12 protein-coding genes and 1 other RNA gene are annotated in these 22,864 nt (G+C 63.7%); 4 read left to right on the top strand and 9 right to left on the bottom strand.

All coding sequences use genetic code 11. From position 1 onward, the window contains the following. The gene (locus N3J91_08250; GenBank protein MCX8156420.1) at positions 1-990 is read right to left on the bottom strand and encodes an SPFH domain-containing protein; all 990 of its coding nucleotides are present in this window, start codon (positions 988-990) and stop codon (positions 1-3) included. A gap of 289 nt (positions 991-1,279) precedes the next feature. On the opposite strand from N3J91_08250, the gene N3J91_08245 reads away from it, so the two are divergent. After that, the gene (locus N3J91_08245; protein MCX8156419.1) at positions 1,280-1,807 is read left to right on the top strand and encodes a hypothetical protein; all 528 of its coding nucleotides are present in this window, start codon (positions 1,280-1,282) and stop codon (positions 1,805-1,807) included. A 134-nt stretch (positions 1,808-1,941) separates the two neighbouring features. After that, a complete protein-coding gene (locus N3J91_08240; protein MCX8156418.1) occupies positions 1,942-2,523 on the top strand; it encodes a hypothetical protein in 582 nt (193 codons plus the stop codon). Between the two features lie 4 nt (positions 2,524-2,527). Here N3J91_08240 and rnpB read toward each other — a convergent pair. The 4 genes from rnpB to N3J91_08220 form a co-directional block, all read right to left on the bottom strand. Beyond that, positions 2,528-2,928: RNase P RNA component class A (rnpB, locus tag N3J91_08235), an RNA gene on the bottom strand. A 41-nt stretch (positions 2,929-2,969) separates the two neighbouring features. Beyond that, positions 2,970-4,454, bottom strand: coding sequence for an NADH:flavin oxidoreductase (locus tag N3J91_08230; protein ID MCX8156417.1), 1,485 nt, complete (start codon positions 4,452-4,454; stop codon positions 2,970-2,972). Positions 4,455-4,586: 132 nt separating this feature from the next. Then, a complete protein-coding gene (locus tag N3J91_08225) occupies positions 4,587-5,909 on the bottom strand; it encodes a LemA family protein (GenBank protein MCX8156416.1) in 1,323 nt (440 codons plus the stop codon). Positions 5,910-6,047: 138 nt separating this feature from the next. Beyond that, the gene (locus N3J91_08220; GenBank protein ID MCX8156415.1) at positions 6,048-7,643 is read right to left on the bottom strand and encodes a sulfatase; all 1,596 of its coding nucleotides are present in this window, start codon (positions 7,641-7,643) and stop codon (positions 6,048-6,050) included. A 221-nt stretch (positions 7,644-7,864) separates the two neighbouring features. Here N3J91_08220 and N3J91_08215 point away from each other — a divergent pair, with 221 nt between their 5' ends. After that, positions 7,865-9,553 (top strand): BatD family protein, encoded by a 1,689-nt coding sequence (locus tag N3J91_08215; GenBank protein MCX8156414.1) that lies wholly within the window; start codon positions 7,865-7,867, stop codon positions 9,551-9,553. Next, on the top strand, positions 9,550-10,299 hold the full coding sequence (locus N3J91_08210) for a tetratricopeptide repeat protein (protein MCX8156413.1): 750 nt from the start codon (positions 9,550-9,552) through the stop codon (positions 10,297-10,299). The genes N3J91_08215 and N3J91_08210 overlap by 4 nt, the downstream gene beginning before the upstream one ends. On the opposite strand, the gene N3J91_08205 is transcribed toward N3J91_08210, so the two are convergent. The 4 genes from N3J91_08205 to N3J91_08190 are packed head-to-tail and all read right to left on the bottom strand — an operon-like array spanning position 10,265 to position 22,819. Beyond that, the gene (locus N3J91_08205; GenBank protein MCX8156412.1) at positions 10,265-10,939 is read right to left on the bottom strand and encodes a hypothetical protein; all 675 of its coding nucleotides are present in this window, start codon (positions 10,937-10,939) and stop codon (positions 10,265-10,267) included. The genes N3J91_08210 and N3J91_08205 overlap by 35 nt on opposite strands. An 8-nt stretch (positions 10,940-10,947) precedes the next feature. After that, the gene (locus tag N3J91_08200) at positions 10,948-11,817 is read right to left on the bottom strand and encodes a hypothetical protein (protein MCX8156411.1); all 870 of its coding nucleotides are present in this window, start codon (positions 11,815-11,817) and stop codon (positions 10,948-10,950) included. Between the two features lie 12 nt (positions 11,818-11,829). Then, positions 11,830-12,450, bottom strand: coding sequence for a dephospho-CoA kinase (coaE, locus tag N3J91_08195; protein MCX8156410.1), 621 nt, complete (start codon positions 12,448-12,450; stop codon positions 11,830-11,832). A 31-nt stretch (positions 12,451-12,481) separates the two neighbouring features. Beyond that, positions 12,482-22,819 (bottom strand): hypothetical protein, encoded by a 10,338-nt coding sequence (locus tag N3J91_08190; GenBank protein MCX8156409.1) that lies wholly within the window; start codon positions 22,817-22,819, stop codon positions 12,482-12,484. Positions 22,820-22,864 lie beyond the last annotated feature (45 nt).

Genomic DNA, 22,864 nt, shown 5'->3' with positions numbered 1-22,864 from the left:
TCAGGTGTACAGCGTGCCGGTGTTGACCACCGGATGCACCTCCGACTCCCCGCACAGCACCACCATCAAATTGCTCACCATGGCCGCCTTCCGCTCGTCGTCCATTTGCAGCACCGCCTTGCTGGCCAGCTCCTTCAGCGCCATGTCCACCATGCTCACCGCCCCCTGCACGATCTTCTGCCGCGCCGCAATCACCGCCTCCGCCTGCTGCCGCCGCAGCATCGCCTGCGCGATTTCCGGCGCGTAGGCCAGATGCGTCAACCGCGCCTCCTCCACCACCACCCCCGCTTTGTGCAGCCGTTCCTGCAGCTCCTTTTGCAAGGCCGCGGAAACCTCCTCCACGCCGCTGCGCAGGGTGATCTCATTGTCCTCCCCATGATCATACGCATAGGCGCTCGCCAGATGGCGCACCGCCGATTCACTCTGAATGCGCACAAAGCTCTCGTAGTCGTCCACATCAAACAGCGCCTGCGCTGTGTCCGCCACCCGCCACACCACCACCGCCGCAATCTCAATCGGGTTTCCCCGCTTGTCGTTGACCTTCAATTTCTCCCCGTTCAAGTTTCGCGCCCGCAGCGAGATCTTGTACCGCGTAAAACTCGACAAACCCTGTTTCCGGCCCAAAAGCGACTTGGACTCCCCCTCCGCCCCGCCCTTGAGCGGGCCGTTGGAATAAAAGGGATTGCCCCAGTGAAACCCGCTCCGGCGCACTGTGCCCTTGTATTCTCCAAACAAAATCAGCACCCGCGCCTCATTGGGCTGCAGGGTGAAAAAACCCATCATGCAGATGATGGAGCCGACCAGGCCAAGCAGTGCCAGGATGAACAGCCCCCAAATGGGGTGACGATATAACTCCTGCCCTTTGACCAGTGAATAGATGAGCAGGGCGATGCTGCCCAAAAATAAGCATATAACCACCGGCAGCATGACCCAGCCGTTGTGGGTTTCCACCACTTTTTCGCGATGACTGGCAGTTTGCATGGTACTCATAATTGTATATGTTATCAATATGATATCATATTGATTACATAACTCAAGCTTTTTTCGACGTTGATTCTCCACTACCAGGCCATGAAGGCTGATTTTCTCATTAATAGTTCTGGTTTTTCACCTGATGAGAAAAATGAAATTAACTATTAAGTTCCTGATTTTTAATGGTTTAGAAAACAATTAGGTCCAGCCCAAATTATTTTTTGCATCTGGCACAGCATGTGCTCCATTAACTGACCGCCATGTAAATGGCAATTATTAGAAAGTGCCTGTGAACCTGCTGAAAAACATGAAAACGCTGCTCGCGATGTGCGGGGGATGCCTGATCTTCCAGGCCGCCGCCAGTGACACGCCAGCGTTTCGGCTCACGCAACGGGACATCCCCGAGCGGGGTCAGGTTGGTGCCCTGCAACTTGCTGTAGGGCAGCAGCAGGTTTCGCTGATTCTCCCCAAAAACTGGCGCGTAGGCCAGGCCGCCGAAGGCGTCGTCTTGCAGGCCGCCGACTACTCAGCCACCCTGATCGTTAAATCGGTCAAATCCAGCGAGTCCTTGAACCAGGAGCTGAAAAACCGCCTCGCGGAAGCCTCCCCGGCAGTGGTGATTGGCAAGGAATACGGCTGGACCACCGGCGCCGGCGAGGCCACCGTCATCGAAGCGTGCCTGGGCGACGCAAACGAGCTGCCGCTGCAATCGCGCACCTACATCATCAAGCTCAAGGAGCAGTCGCTCGTGCTCACCTTGAGCGCCGCCGCCACTCAATTTGCCAAAGCTGAACTTTTGATCTCCTCGGTCATCGCCTCTCTGCGGGTGGAATAACCCGTGGAGATGCGATCAGGTTTCAAGGCCGGATGCACCATCCGGCCTTTTCCATTTCGTGAATGGCATCGTAATTGCTCCAACTCTTCTGTCGCAAATGTGCTTTGGAGCATTCCGGCGGCAAAGAATTATTTATGGCCAGCAGCCATGGCATCCGGTGGTTTTGGCATGGGGCGATTCTGAGTGGAATCGCCGCCGTTAGCCTCCTGTCCGCCGCCGAGCCTTCCTTGGAGCTGGTTTCCGTCACCCGCGATGTGCCCGAGCGTGGCAAGCTGCCGGCGGCCACCATGGTCCAAGGCAAGGAGCGCAACTCGTTCATCGTCCCGGCCGGATGGCGCCTGGGCCTGGAAACCAAAAGTGGGGCAGTCCTGCTCCAATCCTCCGAGTATGCCGGCATGATTGAAATTCGCCGCATGCCCCTGCCGGAAAACGGCGCGGATTGGAAAACATTGCGGGAACAGATTTCAGAACCGGCCAAGCCCCAGGAGGTGCGGGAAGATTACGCCTGGGTGGGCACGCCCAACCGTGCCCAGGTGTTTGATACTTCTGAAACCATGGGCAGCTTCAAGCTGCATCGGCGCGTTTGTTTCATGCTGCGGGAAGACCACGTGCTGGTGATCTCCCTCCTCGCCCGCGAGCAGGGTTTCGTCTCCTGCCTGCGAGCCTTCGAAATCGTGCTCGCCTCCCTGCGCCAGGAACAACCCGCTTCCCCATGAAAAGGATTTCGGGAAGGCTGTAAGCCGAATTCTGTCTGCCTCCCGCAGGAGGGAGAGAATCATTTCTCTAAGCGGCCCATACCCGGGACTGGCCCGCCTTGGGGGCGGGACTGGAGCGAGCCACTCCGCAGTCCCCTATTTGGCCTTGCTCCCGATGGGGTTTTCCGTGCCGCCTCGCTTGCGCTTGGCGCGGTGCGCTCTTACCGCACCTTTTCACCCTTGCCGCCGGGTTGCCCCGGAGGCGGTCTGTTTTCTGTGGCACTGTCCGTCGGCGGCCCTTGACGGCCGCCGCCCGCGTGTACCCCGCCGGCTCGCAAGCCGGCAGGTTACGCGGCATCGCGCTCTGTGGAGTTCGGACTTTCCTCCCCCGGCCCAAAGGCCGGGAGCGATTCTCCGCCTTCCCGAAATCCCGCGTCAATATACGCGCCGCCGGACGGCAAAACAAGTCAGGCGGCGGCAAACTGCCGTTTGATGGCCTTGAGCTGCTGAAACTCCGGTTTGCTCGTGTAATGCTTGTCCAGCGGATAACAGCCGCTGATCAACCCGTTGCGGGGGGCGGTGGTGCAATCGCTGAAAGTGCGGCAAATGAAACGGCTCTGCATCCGGCCCTCACGCAGGGCATCGGCCAGCATGCCGGGATAACTCAACACAGCCCGGCCAACCCCCACCAAATCCGCCCACCCCTGCCGCACCACCGCCTGGGCCACGTGGGGCAGATACTCCTGCAGGTAGCTGTAGGCCGAGCCAACAATGAGCATCTGCCGGGGCGCGCGCGCCTTGAGCAGACGGGTGACGGTGATCTGCCGCGCCACATCCATCAACGGATCGTAGGCCGGCTGATACCCGTCGCTCGGCGGATAGGCGGCGGGCCGTTGAATATGCGGATTGTAATAAGGCGACCCGGCGCTGATGTTGAGGATTTTGACCCCCAGCTCGGCGCACAAATCCACAAACCGCAACGGCTCGGTCAGATCATACTCCACGGGGTTCTCTGGATTCACCCCAAAGGCATACCGGTAAGGCAGACACTGGGAGTAATCCTCGGGAATGCCCGGCCCCAATTTGCCGGGAGTGGTTTGGGCCGGATCAGGCCGGAACGGCACCAAGTCAAACGCGCTCACCCGCACCGCAATATCAATCGCGTTGCCGCTGGCGCGGATGCCCTGAATGATCTCGCGCAGGATGCGCGTGCGATTTTCAAAACTGCCGCCGTACTTGCCGGGCCGGGTGTGGGCCCCCAGAAACTCATGCAACAGGTAGCCATGACAATGCTTGATGTCCACAAAGTCCGCCCCCGCCTCGGCGGCAACCTGTGCCGCGGTGATGTAGCATTGAATCAAAGCCTCCACCTCCTCATCCGTGAACACCTGCGCCTCCGAGGTCACCCCAAACCGGCGGTCCAGCAGCGGATGCCGGAAGGCCACCCGCGGCTCCCAGCGCTTCATGTCGTGCGGCCGGCAAAACCGCCCGGAGTGCGTGAGCTGGAATCCAATCACCAGATCCTCCGTGCCTCCAAATTGAGCCGCATGGGCGCGCACCAAAGTTTCGCGCAACTGCTTCAACCCGGGAAGGGTCTCCGGCCGGATCATGATCTGATGGGGATTGGCCCGCCCATCGGGGCGCACCGCCATGGCCTCGCCGCCAAAAATGAGCTTGGCGCCGCTCTGCCCAAACCGCTCCCACCGCCGCAATGTATCCGCGCTGGGCAGGCCCTCCGGCGTCCCATCCCAGCCTTCCATCGGGGAAATGCAAATCCGGTTGCCGATGATTTTGCCGTTGATGCGGACGGCCCCCGCGGGGGCCGCGAGCGGCGAATCGGCGCCCGTTAAAATCGCCTCGTCGCAGGGCAGCTCCAATCCCAGGGAAGCCACATGCTCGCGAAATTCCGCCACCGTCTTCAACGACGGGATGCGTACCAGTTTGAAACTCATGGCCCAATGATAGTGTGCAAACCGCCCCGCCCAAAAAAGGAAATTCCGAACCTCCCCCGCCGCGCTGCTGTCCGGGGCAACGCTCCCGCGCCAGTCGCGGCCACCATCTCCCTCCTCCCCGGCCCTGTGGCATCACGTCGGGCTGGGCAGGGCATCCACCACCACCGGCGGGCGCTGGAAATCATTGGCCTCCATCAACGGCCGCGGCTGCATGCCGGCCAGGCGCGCCAGGAAACGATCCGGGATCAACTCCAGCCGCAGGTTGTGATGGGTGGCGATTTCATTGTAATACCCCCGCGCCAGTGCAATCCGCGTCTCGGTGTCCGCCAGCTCGCGTTGCAGACGCAAAAAGGGTTCCTGCGCCTTCAGCTCCGGGTAACGCTCCGCCAGCGCCAGCAGCCGCTGGCCGACCGCCGCCGGATCCGGGCCGGGCTCACCGGGCGCGGTGGCCTGCATTTGCGCGCGCAGCAGGGCCAGGGTTTCCTGCACCTCGCGCTCATAATCCCGCAGCCCGCTCACCACCGCGACCACATTGGGAATCAAATCGTGCCGCCGCTTGAGCTGCACATCCACCAGCGACCAGGCCTGTTGGACGCGGTTGCGCAAGTCCACCATGCTGTTGAACACCACCCACATCCATCCCAGCAGCAACAGCAACAGGTACCCTCCCCCGGCCAGGGCGGCCACCGCCACCGGCGGCCACTGTCCCTGAAAACTGATCACCGCCCCGCCCGCCGCGCAGAGCAGCCCCAGCAGGTTCCATCCATACCACGCCCACCCGTATCCGCGGCTGATTTCCCTTTCCGTGCGCGTCGAAATCAAAAACATCGGCGCGCTTTTATCCGCGGCAATTTCGGGAGCCACCACGTCCTGACGCTCGCGCGCCTGGCCCATCACGTACACGGGCGCCTTCAACGGGATGGCCTCCTCCTTGAACCGCCGCCGGTGATCCGAATTGGCCACCGCCCAGGCCGGCCCCTTGGCGTAATACAGCGGCTCCGTGCGCCCGCAAATCGTCGAAAATACCGTCCTGGGTTCAATCGTGGCGCCCTCCGGCCGCACCAGCACCGCCCCGTAATCATCCTGCAAATAAAACGGGATCATCCGCCCGCCGCTGTCCACGGTTTTCCAACCGCTCTCGTGCCGCGTGCGTGTGCGGCGATTTCCCTGGCTGTCCGTGTAGGTCTCGGTAACCGTCCGGGACCAATGCTCGGCCACTTCATACTGGTAATAAACACAGGGGATCTCCGCCAGAAAACTGCGCAGCGGCCGGGGCGTCTCCGCCGTGCCCTGCAATTCCACCAAGCCAATAAAGACCCCGGTGGTTTTGCTCGTGGGCAGGTTGTCCACCAGCCGGCGGCGACGATTGGCGCGCAGCGCCAGCCCCAGAAACAGCAGCGCCAACACGCCCCCCACCAGGGCCGGCCACCCGCTTGCGCCTGCGGCATCGTGCATGGCTACACCTTAACACCCTTGGCCGTTTTAGGAAGCCACTTTGTCGCCATTCAACCTCACCACCCCATGCTTTGAGTATGGCTGGCCGGTTCCCACCCACTGCCATGGGGGGCTTTGGTTGGCAGTCAGGCCAGGGACTTATTGCGCCGTTGCCCCCGCCGTCTTTCTCGCCGCCGGGGGTTTGAAGTCCGGCGCCCACGCCGGCGCCGGGCCGTCCACCCCGTCCGGCGGCTGGTTGGTGGCAAACTGATCCTCATCCTTCAGCTCCGCCTTCAGGCGCTTCAACTCCTCCTGCAATTTTTTGACGGTCTCCTTCTGTGCCGGGTCATGGAAGATATTGCGCAGCTCCTCCGGGTCTTTCACCAGGTCGTACAGCTCCCACTGGTTTTTGGTCCAGTAATAGATCAGCTTGTGCGTCTCCGTGCGCACGCCGTAATGCGCCCGGGTGTTGTGATGGCCGGGATCGTGATAATAACGGTAATAAAAACTCTTCCGCCAGTCGTCCGGCTTCGCCCCCAGCAGCAGCGGCACGAGGCTGCGTCCCTGCATGTCTTCAGGAATGCCCTGGCAGGCAAGGTCCAGGAACGTGGGGGCAAAATCGCAGTTGATGACCAGCGAGGTCTCCACCCGGCCGGCCGGCACCACCCCCGGCCAACGCACCAGGAATGGCATCCGAATGGATTCTTCGTACATGAAACGTTTGTCGTACAGCCCATGATCCCCCAGGAAGAAGCCCTGGTCACTGGTATAAATCACCACCGTATTCTCCTCCAGTTGATTGGCCCGGAGCCAGTCCAGCAGCCGGCCCACGTTGTCATCCAGACTCTGCACACAGGCCAGATAATCCTGCATGTAACGCTGGTATTTCCACGCGTCCAAGGCCTCCCCGCGCAACACCCGCTTCACGCCGTTTTCCTCGATTTCCACCTCGGTGGGCTTCACGTTCAACCACTGGTTGGACTGAGCCGGGGTCAACCCCGGCGGCGGAATCAGCTTGAGATCGCGCCGCGTCAAATCCCGAAACACACTTTGCTGCTGCTCGCGCAGCGCGTCCGCCCGCCCGGCATAATCATCGCGCAAGGTGGCCGGTTCCGGAATACGCCGGCCGGCAAACCGCGCCTGATGCTGGGGCGGCGGCGTCCACTCCCGATGCGGCGCCTTGTGGTGGGACATCACAAAAAACGGTTTGTTTTTGGGCCGGTTTTTGAGCACCTCGAGGGTCAAATCCGTAATAACATCCGTCACGTAGCCGGGATAAATCCGCGCCCCGCGGGCATCATAGAAAACGGGATCATTGTAGCGGCCCTGCCCCGGCAGGATGTTCCAATAATCAAAGCCGGTGGGATCACTCCCCAGGTGCCACTTGCCAATCATGGCCGTGTAATACCCTCCCGCCTGCAACATCTTCGCCACCGTCGGCTGGCCTCCATCAAACCGGTTGAACACTGGCGTGCCATTGAGATGACTGTATTTGCCCGTCAAGATGGTTGCCCGGCTCGGCGTGCAAATGGAATTGACCGCAAAACAGCGATCAAACCGCATCCCTTCACGCGCCAGCCGGTCCAGATGAGGCGTCTGATTGACCTTGCTGCCATAGGCGCTGATCGCATGGGCCGCATGATCATCGCTCATGATGAACAAGATATTTGGGCGCGCTGGCGGGGCGGCGGCCTGCATCGCCCAAACCCCCAGGCCGGCCAGGAATCCCATGCCCCAAAACAAAAAAGGCTTCATACGGGTGACTGATTGCAAGGCAGTATATGGGCACAACACCCCTCCGGCCAAGGGAATAACGAGCCCGCCAGCCCACCTGTCCCGCCCGCGCCCCTTGAACAAGACGACTCTTGCGCTGTCCAACGGACAAAGGCAAAAATGCGCCCGGGATGATGCCTGCAGGCCCAAGTCAGACTCTTTCGCGCGGGCGGGCCGCGTGTGGCCGGTCCGTACTGGCCGCCGTGTGCCTGGTCCTGGCCCTGGCCTGCGGCTACGCCGCGGCCGCCCCGGTGGAATTGCGCGTCTCCACCACCAACCTGAGCGCGGGCCAGACCATCGAGTTGCAAATCGTCATTGAGAACGCGGCCCCGCGCGCCGTCCCGCGCATCGAGGTGCCCGGCCTCCAGATTCAATACGTGGGCCCCTCGCAGGTCATGCAAATCATCAACGGCCAGGCCATTCAGCAAATTACCCTGAATTACCAGCTCACTGCCCCCCAGGCGGGCACCTACGTCATTCCCCCCGTCCGCGTGCCCATTGGGGAGCAATGGGTCACCACCCAGCCCATCGCCCTGCGCGTCACCGAGATGGACCCCGCCATCATCCAGCAACAAGCCTTCCTCCGCCTGCACCTGGCCCGCAGCAACCTCTACGCCGGCGAGCTGGCCCTGGTCACGGTGGACCTCTACGCCGTGGCCGAACAACAAGGCACCCCCGAATGGACCGCCACCGGCTTCACCACCGGTCCCTGGCAGGCGCAACGCCCCCAAATGGTGGGCTTCGGCGGCCGCAACTTTGTCCTGCACCGCTTTCAAACCTATGTGCTGGCACATCAGCCCGGCCGCTGGGAACTGGGGCCGGTGCGCTTTCAAGCCCGCCTGCCCGCCGCCAACGCCCGCCGCAGCTTCTTCTTCAATGAAATCCTGGATTGGCGGCAGGTCATCATCACCAACGCCCCGGTAGCCATCGAGGTCCTGCCCCTGCCCCCCAATGCGCCACCCCATTTCTCCGGCCTGATTGGCGCCGTGCAAATGAAGGTCTCCGCCTCCCCCACCAACGTGGCCGTGGGCGATCCCATCACCGTCAAAATCGAGCTTTCCAGCGAGCACCTGCTGCTGGACACCGTGCGCCTGCCGGAGCAGCCGCAGTGGACGGCTTTCAAGGTCTATCCGCCCACCTCCAAACTCGAAAACACCGGCCCCCTCGGGCTGGGCGGACGAAAAATCTTCGAGCAGGTCGTCGTCCCCCAAAGCACCGAAACCCGCCTGCTCCCCGCCTTTCAACTCAGCGTTTTTGATCCGGTGACCGCCCGCTACCAAACCTTGAGCGGGCCGGAGTTTGCGCTCGTGGTGCGGCCCAGTGCCGGCCTTACGCCTTTCCTGCCTGCCGAGGAAACCAATACGGTGGGGCTGGTGGCCATCAAACCGCACTTGGGCGCATTGCTGGCTCCCGCGCCACCGCTGCTGCAACAGCCGTGGTTTCTGGCGCTGCAACTGGCCCCCCTCGCGCTGTTCACCGGCTCCTGGCTCTGGCGCCGCCGCCAGGAGCAGCTCGCCACCAACCCGCGCCTGCGCCGCCGGCGTGATACGCAACGCCTGATTACACGCGGCCTGCAGGAGCTGCAACAACTCGCCCAAACCCAGCAAACCGGGGCCTTCTATTCCACCCTCTTCCGCCTCCTGCAGGAGCGGCTGGGCGAGCGCCTGGACCTGCCCGCCTCCGCCATCACCGAGGCCGTGATTGACGAGCGGCTGCGCCCTGCCGGCGTGGACGCGCCCTGGCTGGCCGATTTGAGCGCGCTGTTTCAGGCCTGTGACCAGGCGCGCTACGCCCCCGCCGCCGCACCGGCGGATCTGCCCGCCATGCTGGCCAAAGCGATGGCCGTGCTGCGTGCACTGGAACAACTGGAACTCAAGGAGCCGCGGGCATGAAGCAACGGAGGCATTGGCTCGCTTTTCTGGCGATGGCCTGGCTGACGGCGGCCCTGGCCGCCGCCACGCCGGAGGAGGAATTTGCCCAGGCCAATCAATTATGCGAGCAGGGCCGGTATGCCGAAGCCATTGCCCGTTATGAGCAATTGCTGAAGGCCGGACAGGTCTCCCCCGCCCTCTACTACAATCTCGGCACGGCGCACTTCCGGGCCGGCCAGCCGGGCCGGGCCATTTACGCGCTGCGCCACGCCGAGCGCCTGGCTCCGCGCGACCCCGACATCCGCGCCAACCTCGCCTCCATTCGCCGGGCCGTCAGTGGCCGCGAAGAAGTTGGCCCCCGCGGACTGGAAGCCCTGCTGGGACGCCTGACGCTCAACGAGTGGTGCGTGGCCGCCTCCATCATTCTGTGGGCATGGCTGGGCGTTTTAACTTTGGGACAATGGCGCGCGGCCTGGCGCACCCGCTGGCGCAGCGTGGGTTGGCTCCTCCTCGCCGTGTGGTTGTTCAACCTGGCCTGCCTGACCGGCGCGGCTTATTTCCACTGGGGGCAGCGCGTGGCCATTGTGGCCCAAAAGGACGTCCAGGCCCGCCTCGCACCCTACGACGTCTCCAAACCCGTCTGGAACCTCCCGGAAGGCGCCGAAGTGCGCGTCCTGAGCGAAAACCAAGACTGGCTGGAAATCCGCGACGACCGCGGCCGTGCCGGCTGGGTTAAGCGGGACCAGGTTTTGCTTTGGCCGCGTTGATCCGGCGCCACGGCAGGAACGCCAGCAGCCCCGGAAGGGCCAGCAAAAGCCATAGCCACTCGTCTTGCGCCCTGTCCATCCGGCTGCTGCCAAGCACAGCGCAGCCCATCATGCTCACCCAACCTACCCACGCCACCGGCCCCACCCAGTCGCGGGGCGCCGGGGCGGGCGATTTGCGAATCAGCCATGGCGTCATGCAAACCTGCCAGACCACCGCCAGGGCAAAAGCCGCCCCTGCGAAGGTCCAGCGCCATGGCTCCATCAACAAGGCGTAGGGCCAGGCCACCAGCAGGCCGGTCACTGCCATTACTTCGTATCCGTAGCGCGGCCGCTCCGCCCGCCATTCCCATAAATCCTGGGCAATCAAACGGGAAATCATAAGGCTGGGACTCAGGCACACGCCGAGCCAAATCCACCCGCTCCACCCAGGCAGGCCCGTTGCCACGGCACACCACCAGCCCGATAACAAACCCATGCCCAGGGCACTGCCGGCGTATAAAACGATGACGTTGACCCAGGGCAACTGCCGCCGCCAGGCCCAGATCATCAGGGCCGTGTTGATCGCCACCGCCGTGGGGGAAGCCGCATGGAAGACTTCCTGGAGAGCACTCGTCATGGCCCCTGCGGCGGTGGCGTCCACAAAATGCCTCACCCTGCTGATTTCAACCAAAACCACTCCATGAGCCGGCTGCGTTCTTCGCCCACCATGGCGTGGATTTCGGCAAAGGTGAGTTGTTGCAACTGGGGATAATGGGCGTAGGCCAGCCCCGCCGTGGGAATCACCTGCAGCTCATGCGTGCCCGCAAACCGCCGCCGCAATACCTCCGCCACCCCCGGCGCCATGAATTCGTGCACCTCCACCAAAACATCCGCTCCTGCCAGCCACGGCACCGCCTCCGGATTCAACAGCTCCCGCTCCGCCCCCTCGCAATCGCACACCACCAGCGGGCCGGGCTGCCCCCGCGTCTCCCCTGACCGCATGACGGCTCCCGCTCTCGGCGTTTGCGTGCCGCTGAGCGGAAGCTGTCGCAGGGCCTCCACCGTGGCCACCCCCAGCACGTGGACCCGCGCCGCCACCCCGTTCAGTTCCGCCATCGCCCGGCACATCTGCCGGCGCGCCTCGTCCATCTCAAAGGCATGCACCGTGGCCGCGGGGATGCGCCGTGCCAGGCCCACCGCGTAATAACCTTCCGCAGCGCCGATGTTGACAATATCGGCGTAAGGCGTGGCGCAGAGGGATTCCACCACCGGATGCAGCTCGGCCTCGTAAGCCCCAATGATTTTTTCGAAACGGCTGTCCGCCCAGCCCGGCGGATAGCGCAGCCCCTTGAAAGGGCCGAAGCTCACCACATCGCCGTACTGCCCCGCAGCACGCAGGCGCGCCTCCACCTGCCGGCGCAGGGTGCGCCGCCGCTGCCAGGCCAGCCAGTCAAACACGCGCCCCACCGGCGCCAGGCTTAAAACAGCCATCGCCCCATCGGCCAGCCAACGCCGCACGCATTTTTTTGCCGCACCCATGAGTTGCGGGCATTATGCCGGGGTGGCCGCCGGAGACACGCCCAAATTTTTCAGACTCCGCACCACGCGCTCCACCTGGGCTTGGTGGGCGGCAAGGCTGCCCTCCGTCCAGATCACAAAATCCGCCCGCCGGATTTTCTCCTCGACCGGCCACTGCGCCGCGATGCGCTGCCGCGCATGCTCCTCCGTCCAGCCGCGCGCCTTCAACCGCAAAGCCTGAGTCCCGGGGGAGCAGGCCACGCAGGCCACCTTGTCCACTTCGTGGGCGGCGCCGGTCTCGTACAGCAGAGGAATCACCACCACCCCACCCCACACCCCGCCCGCCCGCCAGCGCTCCGCTTCCGCCTGCCAGGCGTCACGGATGCGAGGATGCAGGAGGGCTTCGAGCCGCTGCCGGGCGGCCGCGTCCGCAAAAACTTTCTGGGCCAGGGCGGAGCGGTTGAGCGCGCCTTCTGCCGTGAGGTATTCCGGGCCAAACTCCCGCGCAATCTCCTGCAACGCCGGCTGCCCCGGCGCCGTGAGTTCACGCGCCAACAGATCCGTGTCCACCACCGGCAGGCCCAGCTCCTGGAAGAACCGGGCGGCGGTGGATTTGCCCATGCCCACACCGCCGGTAAGCCCCAGCAATATCATGGCAGAGTCGCGCCCGCGGCCGGCCACCGGCTCAAGGCAGCACGATGCGGAAAAAGCCGCGATCGCTCAGGTTCATCGGCACCGAGAAGGTGCTCGACGAGCCGGTGAGCACATTGGTGGACAGGCGCAGCCATTGCACCAGGTTGGTCGAGGCTTCCAGGTAATACACACTCCCCGGCTGGCCGGTCACCGTCAACTGCAAAGTGCCCCCCGCCGCCACCACCCGACCGAAGGACGGCGGCGTGGCCGGCGTGACGCCCACCACCACCCGCGCCAGGTTGTTGTCCGCTGCCGGGTCGTTCACCGTGCCCGTCACCGTGACCAAATTGGTCAACACACCCGGATTCGGGCAGTTCACCACCAGCGTCAACGTGGCCGAAGCGCCCACCGCCAGATTGCCCACATTCCACGTCACAAGCTGGTTGGTGACCGCCGGCGTGCCCACCGACGCGCTCGCGTTCACCAACGTTGTGCCCGCCGGCAGCCGGTTGGTGACCACCACCCCCTGCGCCGCCGCCGGTCCGCCATTCTGCACGGTGATGGTATAGGTGACGTTGCTGCTGGCCACCAGACTCGCCGAGGAGGCGCTGGCCGCCACAGCCACATCCGCCGCCGGCGCAAAGTTCTCCACCGTGCTGATGTCCAGGCTCCAACCGCCGGCAATCTGGCCCACGTCCGGCGAGGCCATGTCCTGCACGTACAACGCCCACACCCCGTTGGGATTGGTGCCGTTGAAGACGGCCAGCAAATTATTAGTGGCCGCCGGCAGCGCCGGCGCCGGCGCCGGGAAGGGCAGGCTGAAGTAGTTGGTGGGACGATACCGCCCGGAGCTCACGGCCGCGTTGGCGGGCAGCGCGTTGGTGGCCGCGTCGTCAAACGTCAACGTCACACCCTGCAACGCATTTTCCCAGCCGCCCACCGCGTAGCCCATCAGCACCACCCGCTGCCCCTGCGGGCCAACCAGCATCATGCTGATGTCGCGCGGGAAGGCATGCGAGAGATTGCTCACCGTGACCGTCACCTTGCCCACACTGCCGTTCAGACCGCTCACATTGATGAGGGAAGGATACGGCGTGGCTGGACTGTCATCCACGATGGTGATGGGGTTGGCGTTCACAAACCGCGTCGTGCGCGCCCCCACCTGCAAATCAAACGTCACCGTGCCCGCGTCCTGCGCACCATCTTGCAGGCGCAACGTGGCCCGCACCAGCCCGCCATTGGTGGCGCCCACCGTGAAGGTGAACGGACGGCTCACCGACACCCCGCCCGGCAGCACCAACCCGTAGGTTTGCGCCGCCCCCGGATTCACCACGCCATTGGTGGGCAGCAGCGTGGCCACCAGATTGGAGGCAGCCACATTGCCAATATTCCGCAACGCCAGGCGCACGGTCACCGTCTCGCCCGCGTCCAGCGAGCCATTGACCGGCCCGCTCTCGGACACCAGCGCCGCCGCCACCGGCACCAGGATGCTGTCGTCATCATCCAAAATCGTCAGCACCGCCGCCCCCTGCACGATGGTGGCCCCGCGCGAGGGGAACGTCAGCGCCACGTTCACCGTCCGCGCGCCGTCCTTCACCTGGTTCTGGAAGATCGGGATGCTCACTGTCTTCTGGCTCTCGTTGGCGCTGAAGAACAGCGTGAAATTCGTCGGCGCATAATGCACGCCCGGCACGGCCGTGCCGCCGCCCACGCTGAAATTCACCGAGGCGGGCGCGCCCAGGCTGCCGCTGCGGCGCACCAGAATGACCGCCGCGCCGTCGCCTTCGCTCACCGTGTAGGCCGTGGCGCTCAACGCCAGATAGCTGTCATTGTCCACAATGGTCAGCACCGCGTTGCTGCGCGAGCCCACCTGCGCCCCAAACGACGCGCCAAAGAGTTGCAGATTCACCGTCTTGTTGGCGTTGGTCACCGTGTTGTCCGTAATGGGCACCACAATGTTCTTCACCGCCTCATTCGTCCCAAACACCAGCGTGCCACTCACCGGTGTGTAATCCGCACCCGGCACCGCCGTGCCGCCGCTGGTGGCATAACCCACCGTGGCGGCGCTGAACAACCCGCCCAACCGCTCCACCGCAATGGTGGCCGTGCCCGCGTCCTCATTCACCGTGTACTGGGCGGCGGTGAACTGGATGAGCGATTCATTGTCCTGAATCGTCACCACCGCTGTGGACGGCTCGGCCAGCCCCGCCCCGTCGCGCGGATTCACCAGCCGCAAAATCACCGTCTCCGGCCCCTCCACCTCGAAGTCGTCATACACCCAAAGCAGCAGGTTGGTGGAAAGCTGCCCATCGCCAAACACCAGCGTGTTGGTGATGCCCTCGTAATCCAGCCCCGGCGTGGCCGTCCCGCCGCCGCTCACCAGATCCACCCGCACCACCCCCGTGCTGCCATTGGTCCGCACCACGGTAATGAGCGAGAGGAACCCGCCCTCGGCCACTTCATAGGTGGCGGCGGAGAAGCGGAATGCACCCGGCGTCAAATCGTCATCCACAATGACCAGCTCCGCCTGGCTGGCCAGCGGATCCAACGTCGCCCCGCCCCGCGGGTTGGAAAGCACCAACAGCACCGTCTCATTCCCCTCCGACAGGCTGTCGTCCAAAATCCGCACCGGGAAGCTCTTGGCCGTCTCGCCATCGGCAAACTGCAGTGTGCCGCTGGCCACCACAAAGTCGGCTCCCGCCGTCGCGCTGCCCGGCACCACCTGGTAATCCACCGACACAATGCCCAAACTGCCGCTGGTGCGCCGCACGGTGATGTTCACTGTCCCGGCATTTTCCCCCGCCTGGTAGGTGAGCACCGGGAAGCCCAGCACGCCCGGCCCGAAGTCATTGTCCACAATGGTCAGCACGGCATTGGTCAGCCCCAGCACCGCCCCCTGCGCATTGGACAACCGCAGCTCCACAGTTTCATTCCCCTCAATCAGGGTGTCATCTATAATGGGGATCAGGATGGTGGCGCGATCCTCCCCATCCAGGAAAAACAGCGTCCCCGAGACCGGCTCGTAATCCACCCCCGCATCGGCCGTCCCGCCGCCCACCGTGTAATCCACCAGCGCAATCCCAAAGGTGCTGCCCGTGCGCTCCACCACCACCTGCGCGAAGCCCCCGTTTTCGTTGACGCTGTAATTCACCTGCGCAAAACCGATGACCGCATCGTCCTCTTCGATCAACACCGTGGCCGTGGCCGGCGTCCCCAGCTCCGCCCCGCCCTGCGGGTTGGACAACGTGACCCGGAAGATCCGCCCGCTCCCCGACACCTTGTCATCATAGACAGGCACCGTGAACGTGCGCACCGTCTCCCCGTCGCCAAAAATCAGCGTGCCGCTCACCGCCGTGTAATGCACCCCCGCCCGCGCCGTGCCGTCGCTGGTGGCGTAATCCACCGACACACTGCCCGCCGTCCCAATATTCCGCACCACCGTGATGACCGCATTCGAGGCGTTCTCCGCCACGGTGAAGCTGGCCACGGCAAACCCAATGGCGCCCGGCCCGCGATTGAAGCCGTTGTTCAGCCGCGTCAGATAAGGCTGGCGCACGCCGTTAAACGTCTGGAATCCGCCCGCCACCACGATGCGTTGATCCGCCTGCAAGGCCACGGCGCTGATGTAATTATCTGCACCCGTGCCAATGTTGAAGCTGGTATCCACCGCCCCATTGGCCAGCAGCCGGGTCAGCCGGCTGCGCGGATAGCCGTTGAACGAGGTGAACGCGCCCCCCACCAACACCCGGCCATCGGGCTGCAACGCCAGCGTATTCACAAATTCGTCCGCCCCGCCGCCCGGATTGAATTCCAAATCCAGCGCCCCGCTGGGCAGCAACCGGGCAATGCGCCCCCGGCTCACGCCCGAAACCGTGGTGAACAGGCCGCCAATCAACACCCGGTTGTCCCCATCCACCACCACCGCCCGCACCGAGCCTTCCGGCCCGCTGCCCGGGTTGAACGCCGTGTCCAACATGCCGCTGGCCAGCAACCGCGCCCCCCGGGCGCGCGGCACGCCGTTGACGTGCGTGAAGTCGCCGCCAATCACAATGCGCCCATCGGCCTGCAAGGCGATGGCCCGCACCGGGGCATCCGGCCCTTCGCCCGCCAGGAAGGTGAAGTCCGCCACGCCGTTGGTGTTCAGGCGCGCCAGGTAATTGCGCGGCGTGAAGCCCACCCGCGTGAACAGCCCGCCGACCAGGATGCGACCATCAGGCTGCACATAAAGCGTGTTCACGGCATTGTCCAACTGCGCATTGAACGTGCGATCCACCGAGCCATCCGGCAACAGCCGCACCAGGTAGCGGTTGGTCGTCTCCCCAAAGCCCGTGAACGAGCCGCCCACATACGCCCGCCCGTCCTCCAGCGCCACAATGGCCCGAATCACGCCATTCGACGGCCCCACCCCCGCATTATACACGCTGTCCAGCGTGCCATTCGGATTCAACCGCGCCAGATTCGTGCGCGGGAAACCGTCCACCAGCGTGAAGGTGCCGGCAATGTAAATCTTGTTCTCGCCATTGGTCTGCACATACAAGGCATCCACCGAGCCGTTGATGAACGGCGCGAAGCCCACATTCACTGACCCGGCCACCGCGCTGCTTTCCGTGATGGTCAACACCGCGTTGGTGATCGCCCCCAGGCCCGCATTGACCGGCCCGCGCAAGCTCAACCGCACGGTCTTGTTCAAATCCGCGCCCGCCCGCTCAATCAACGGCACTAAAAACACCCCCACCGCCTGGCCGTTGGTCAGCGTCAACGTGCCGGACACCGCCTGATAATCCACGCCCGCCACCCCGGTGCCGTCGGCCGTCGCATAGTCCACCGACACCTCGCCCAGCAGGCCGTTGGTGCGGATGACGGTGATGACGGCGTTAGTGCTGTTTTCCGCCGCCGTGTACTGGGCCGCAGCAAAGCTCAGGAAGCCCGGGCCCTGGCTGCTGTCACGGATGGTCAGCGTGGCCTGCGCGGGGGCGCCCAGCGTGGCGCCGCCGGTGGCGTTGGAGAGCACCAGCCCCACCGTCAAATCGCCCTCCACCAGATTGTTGCTCAGCACATTCACCACGAAGGTCTTGGGCGAACTGTCACCATTCAGCCACGTGAGCACCCCGTTGGTGGGCACATAATTCACCCCCGCCTGCGCCGTGCCCGTCGTGGTGGCGTACGCCACGCTGACGTTGCCCACCGAGCCATAGCGGCGGTTGACGGTGATGACCACCACCCCGCTGGTTTCACTGCCCACAAAGTTGGTGGCCGCAAACGCCAGATTCCCGTTAAGCAGCGGCGTGTCCAATATCGTCACCGTCGCCTGATTCACATTGCCGAGTGTCACCCCCGCCGCCCCACGCGCATTGGCCAGCCGCAACAGGAAGACCTCGTTGGTCTCCGCAAGGTAATCCTGCAAAATCGGCACATTGAAACTCTTCACCGTTTCGCCCTCGGCAAACGACAACGTCCCGGAGCGCGGCGCATAATCCGCCCCGGCCTGGGCGGTGAAATCAGCCGTGGTGTAGTCCACCGCCACCACGCCGCTGCTGCCGCCCGTGCGCACCACCCGCACCACCAGGTTGGTCTCATACTCATTGACGACATAGGCCGGGAATTCAAAGTTGAGCGTCCCCGCCGCAAAGTCATTGTCGCGAATGGTCAGCGTCGCCACCCCCTGCCCGATCACCGTGTTGGCCGAGGGATTGCTCAGGCTGAGGATCACCGTCTCATCCCCCTCCGCCCGGTTGTCGTCCTGAATGTTGATCGTGTAGAATTTCACCGTCTCCCCGGGCAGGAAGGTCAGCGTGGTGGCCGAGGCCGAATAATCGCTGCCCGGCGTGGCCGTGCCCCCGATGACCTCAATATCCACCGCCGCATAATTGTTGGTGGCGCCCGTGCGCTGCACCGTAATCACGGCAAAGCCGCTCGGCACATTTTCATTGACCACAAAGTCCGCGCTGGCAAAGCCCACCAGGTTGTCATCGCTCAGGATCACCAGTTGCGCGCTCACCTGCGCGTCCAGCTCGGCCACCGTGCCCAAGGTCACATTGGTGGGATTGCTCAGCACCAGATTCACCGTCTCCGGCTCTTCCACCTCGCTGTCATTGATGAGGGGCACCTCAAAAGTCTGCAACACCTCGCCCGGCGGGAACACCAGCTCGCCGCTCACCGGCAGATAATCCTGCGGCCCGGCCGTGCCGCCCGGCACGGTGGCATAGGCCACGCGCACCTCATTGGACAACCCCCAGTTGCGGCGCACCGTGATCACCGCATTGGTCACGTTCTCCTGCTGGTAGAAGAACGGCGCCATAAATTCCAGCCGCCCTGAACCAACATTCTTGTGGCCAATCACACGCGCCAGATAAGCACGGGGCACCCCGTTGAACGTCAGGAAGCCGCCGCCTATCACAATCTGATCATCCGACTGGTTGACCACTGCCGCAATGTGGGCATCGGCGCCTGTCCCAAAATTAATCGTCAAATCATTGGCGCCATTTTCCATCAACCGGGTAATGCGGCCGCGGTACACATCATTGAAGCGCAGGAAATCGCCCACCACCACCACCTTGCCGTCGCTCTGCAGTGACAGGCCAAACACCGCGCCATCCGCGCCCGACAGACCGGCCAGGAAGTTGGTATCCAGCGCGCCCGAAGGCAGCAGCCGCGCCACATGCCCGCGCGGCTGGTTGTCCACCGCCGTGAACAACCCGCCAATCACAATGCGCCCGTCCTCCTGCACCACAATGGCGCGCACCGAATCATTCGGCCCAAACCCGGCATCAAACGCCGGGTCCGGCGTGCCATCGGGATTCACCCGCACCAAATGGTTGCGCGGCAGGCCGCGGTACTTGGTGAACGTGCCGCCCACCAGCAGCTTGCCGTCCGGTTGATAGGCCAGCGCATACACCGGGCCGTTGGGGCCGGTGCCCGGATTGAAACTCAGCAACACCGTCCCGTTGGTTTCCAGCACCGCCACACTGGGCCGCTCAATGCTGTTGAAGGTGTTGAACGACCCGCCAATGGCCACCCGCCCGTCCGGATGCACCGCCAGCGCATGCACGGGATTGTTGGCGCCCGTCCCCCGCGCAAAGAACGTGTCCAGCCGGCCATCGCTGTTCAGTCGCGCCACCCCAAACCGGTTGGTGACATCAAACCGGCTGAAACGCCCGCCCACCAAAATCTTGCCATCCGCCTGCACCGCCACGGCGTGCACCGTGTCGTTGAACCCCTGCAAAGGATCAAAGGTGGTGTCCACCGCGCCGTTGACGTGCAGCCGCGCAATGCGGTTGCGCGGCAGGCCGTTCACGCTGGTGAAATCTCCGCCCACGATGAGCTTGCCATCGCGCTGCACCGCCAGCGCCCGCACGAAGTTGTCAATCCCGGGACTGGCATTAAAGATCGTGTCCACCGATCCGGCCGGCAGGTTTTGCGACTCCAAATCAATAATCATCAACACCGCCGTGCCATTGACCCCCAGCCCCGCCTTGGCCGGGTTGCGCAACCGCAGGCCCAGCATCCGGTTGCCCTCCAGCGCCGGATGATAGAGGATGGGCACGGTGAACGTCTTGGGCAGCGTATCGCCATCCTCCCATACCAGCACCCCCGAAGCCCCCATGTAATGCACGCCCTCCACCGCCGCATCCGGCCCGCTCAAGGCCTCGGTGGAAAATTCCACGGTCACCCGCCCGCTGCGCCCGCCCCGCCGCACCACCGTCAAGATGGCCAGCGGCTCCTGCTCGTTCACCGCAAAGCGCGGCTGCAGAAACTCCAACGTGCCGTAGGCGTCATCGTCCAAAATGTTGACCACGGCGCTGGTGATGACACCCATCTGCGAATACGTCCCGGCATTGGTCACCAGCAGCACCTGGAACTGCTCAATCCCCTCCACCAATTCATCCGGCAGCAAGGGCACCAGCACCGTCTTGGAGGTCTCCCCGTGGGCAAAGAACAACAAATTGGTCGAGGCCACAAAATCCGCGCCCGCCAGGGCCACGCCGTTGGTCAGCCCCGGAATCTCCCGCACCACCATCTGCACCACCTGCGTGCTGAGCGCCCCGCCCGTGCGCCGCACCGTGATGGGGATGGCATTGGAGCTTTCGCTGATGAAATACTCGTGGCTGCTAAAGCTCAGACTGCCCCGCCCATTGTCGTTGTCGGTGATGATGAGCGTGGCCGTGTCGCGGCCCAACGTGGCCCCACCCTGCGGATTAAACAGATACAACAGCACGGTTTCTTCCGGCTCCACCGCCGTGTCATTTATAATGGGCACCCGGAAAGTCTGGTTGGTGACGCCCGCCGCAAAGGTCAGCGTGCCGCTGGCCAGGAGGTAATCCGCATTCCGCGTGGCGGTGCCGTCCAACGTAATGTACTGCACGCTCACGCTGCCGTTGGCCCCGTTGGTGCGGGTCACGGTGATGACGGCATTGGTGCCGTCCTCGGCCACGTAGTAGTACGGCTGGGCAAACCCGAGCACCCCGTTCTCAAAATCGTTGTCCACAATTGTCACCCGCGCCGTCGTCTGGAAACCAAAGGCATGTAAAACTGTATTGGTGGAAAAGCGGGGCGGAATCTCAAACACCAGCGAAAAGTCCCGATTCCCATCCCGCACCTGGTTGTCAATAATCTGCACCTGCACCAGATTGCTGCCCCCCAGGCAAGCGGACCACGTCACCGGCTGGCGGACTGGCACATAATCCACATTCGCCAACGCGCTGCCGTCCACCGTGTACACGACGCCCGTCACCGGCCCCAGCACCCCATAAAAGCGGCTCACATCCAAATTAACCCGTGCCGTGGAAGCATTTTCGTCCACCGTGTATTCGGTCCGTACAAACTGGATGTTGCCGCGGCGATTGTTCGCCGGCGGCGTGTCGCCCCCCACCAACAGCGTGTAATTATGCTGCTCTCGCACATCCTGGGCTGAATACCCGCCGCCCACCAAATCAAAACGCCCGCCCACCAGCACCGAGCCGTCCGCCGCATCCACAGCCAGCGCCCGAATGTTTCCGGGAATATAGACATCCGGGAACGGCGTGGATTGGTACACCCCCGGCCGCGTCTGATTGTAATGACTCTCGAGGAAGCTGGTATCCACCGTGCCATCGGCATGCAGCCGCGCAATGTTGGTGCGGGCCGTGCCGTTGACCATGGTAAATTCACCCGCAATAAACGCCTGTCCATTCGTATTGAACGCCATCGCATACACCGGCCCATCCGGCCCCAGGCCGGCGTTAAACGTCGCATCCAGCGAACCATTCGCCATCAACCGTGCCACGCCGCGCCGGTCAAACACTCCCACCCGATCAAAATTGCCGCCCAGCAGGATGCGGTTGTCCGGCTGCACCAGCAAGGCATACACGGTATTGTCCGGATTGGTGTCCGCCGCAAAGGTGGCATCGAGCGTGCCATTATTATTCAACCGCGCCAGCCGCGCCCGCGGCGCGCCGGCAATGGACGTGAAATCCCCGCCCACGATGACCTTCGCCGTGCTGCCCCGCGGCGCAATATTGAGGGAGAGATTGTAGAAGCCCACCGGCGCGGTGGTGCGCGCGTTCACCACCACCTCCAAAAACGTGGACGTTCCCGGCCCAAATTCCAGCGCCGCCTGCCCGCTGGTGTTGGTGCCGCTGTCAAAGACCAGCCGGTTCTCGTAATACACCTGCACCAGGCCGGAATACCCATTGGTCGGCGCATTGGTCACCGGCAACACAAACACGTTGTAGTCCAGCGTAAAGCTACCCACCACCGCCGTGGCATTAATGTTGGTGCGAAATTCATTCGAGCCAAACCCGCTGAAACTCACGGTGAATGGGGCCGGCGGCTGGATGGCCAGCGCCCAGACGGTATCATTGGCCCCCGGCGCCGGATCAAAGTTCAAGTCCAGCGAGCCGTCATCATTCAATCGCGCCAGATTCCGGCGCGGGACGGAATTGTAAGTTTCAAAATCGCCGCCAATGAGGATCTTGTTGTCATCCAGAATTAACAGCGTCCGTATCACCCCCGGCGTCACCCCGCCCAGCATCTGGGCGCCGTTGCCCGGGAAGAAGGTCGGATCCACCGAACCGTTGCGGTTGAGCCGCACAATCCCATGCCGCGGCTGCCCGTTAAACGAGGTAAACGCCCCGGCCACCAGCACCTTGCCGGCTTGCGTGGAACGCGGCGGATACGCCGCCACGGCAAACACCGACCCATTGGCCCCCTCTCCCGGATTCCAGGCAGTGTCCAACCGGCCGAGGGCATCCACCCGCGCCACGCCGTTGCGCGGCACGGTGTTCACGGCAGTGAAATCACCGCCCAGGATCGCCCCGCCCTCATGCCACGCCAGCGCATAAACGTTGTTGTTGGCGCCCGGATTGGGAACAAAAACGGTGGAGGGATTGTAGGACGTGCGCAGCCCCCCCACATTCACCGAGCTGGCGCCGGCCGGTTGATCATCAAAATCAATCAC

The organism is Verrucomicrobiia bacterium (assembly GCA_026414565.1).
Taxonomy (GTDB): Bacteria; Verrucomicrobiota; Verrucomicrobiia; order Limisphaerales; family Fontisphaeraceae; genus Fontisphaera.
Note: the sequence above shows the minus strand (reverse complement) of the source record. Positions and strands in the feature narration are given on the sequence as shown.